Source organism: Salidesulfovibrio brasiliensis JCM 12178, assembly GCF_001311825.1.
In the GTDB taxonomy this organism is placed as follows: Bacteria; Desulfobacterota; Desulfovibrionia; order Desulfovibrionales; family Desulfovibrionaceae; genus Pseudodesulfovibrio; species Pseudodesulfovibrio brasiliensis.
In genome coordinates this window covers 1-1,187 of the sequence record NZ_BBCB01000170.1, presented here as the reverse complement: position 1 = coordinate 1,187, position 1,187 = coordinate 1, and the positions used below count along the sequence as shown (strand labels likewise).

Sequence of the window (1,187 nt, the reverse complement as noted above, 5' to 3'; positions counted from 1 at the left end):
CGTTGTCGTTCCCCGCCGGAGAGGTCGGTGGCGGGCCTGTCGGCAAGGTCGGTCAGGTCCAGCGCGGCAAGGGCGTTTTCCACGGCGCGCCTGTCTTCTTCGTCGGGAGCCGAAAAGCGGGGGATGTGCGGGTGGCGGCCCATCATCACGGTTTCGCGCACGGTGTAGGCAAATCCGGAGCGTTCGTCCTGCGGCATGTAGGCCAGCCGGAGGGCCTGCTCACGCGGGCCGAGCGTCTGGACCGGAGTTCCGTTCAGCCGGATTTCGCCGGACGCGGGGCAGCGGTATCCGGCCGCGAGGTCGAGCAGCGTGCTTTTGCCGGAGCCGTTCGCGCCCACCACGGCGTGCAGCGCACCAGCCTTCAGCGAGAGCGAGAAGTCACGCAGCACGGGCGTTTCGCCGTGGGAGAATTGCAGGGCCGCAATGTGCAGGGCAGAATCAGGCATGATCCCTCCCGGCGTGGCGTTTGCGGAACAGCCAGCAGAAGACCGGCCCGCCGATGAGCGCGGTGAGTACGCCGATGGGCACTTCGTGCGGGAGCACGGCGCGGGTCAGGGTATCGGCGGCCAGCAGCAGCACCGCTCCGGCAAGGGCGGACGCGGGCAAAAGGATGCGGTTGTCCGGCCCGGAGAGCAGGCGCACCAGATGCGGCACCACGAGGCCCACGAAGCCGATGATGCCCGCCGAGGCCACGCAGACCGCGCTGACGAACGAGGCGGCCATGAGCAGGAAGAGTCGGACCCGCGCGGGGTTTACGCCCAGCGAGGCCGCCGTCCTGCCGCCGAGAGACATGACGTTCAGGTCGCGGGCGAACCACAGGCAACAGAAAAGGCCGGTCAGCGACGCGGCCCAGACCGTGATCGCCTGTGTCCAGCCGCTTCCGGCAAAGCTGCCCATGAGCCAGAAGATGAGGGTGGAGACGCGCTCGTCCGCCATGTACTTGAGAAAGCTCAGGCCCGCCGACAGGATCGACGCGGTGATGACCCCGGCCAGCACCAGCGTGGAAGGGGACCGGGAGGTGTCGCCGCGGGCTATCCATAAAACGGCGGCCAGCGTCAGGGCCGCCCCGATGAACGCGAACAGCGGCAGGGTGGCCGCGCCGAAGAGCGTCAATCCGAGCACGAGACAAAGCGCCGCGCCCAAAGGCCGCGCCGGACGAGACGCCCAGCGTGAAAGGGTCGGCCAGC

2 protein-coding genes are annotated in these 1,187 nt (G+C 68.9%); both read right to left on the bottom strand.

Features of this window, described 5'->3' with window-relative positions; genetic code table 11:
- Positions 1-446, bottom strand: a 446-nt coding sequence (locus JCM12178_RS17405) for an ABC transporter ATP-binding protein (protein WP_157054989.1), incomplete at its 3' end; no start/stop codon positions are given.
- A partial coding sequence (locus JCM12178_RS17400) for a FecCD family ABC transporter permease (protein ID WP_245628861.1) occupies positions 439-1,187 on the bottom strand: 749 nt, incomplete at its 5' end. The genes JCM12178_RS17405 and JCM12178_RS17400, both read right to left, overlap by 8 nt.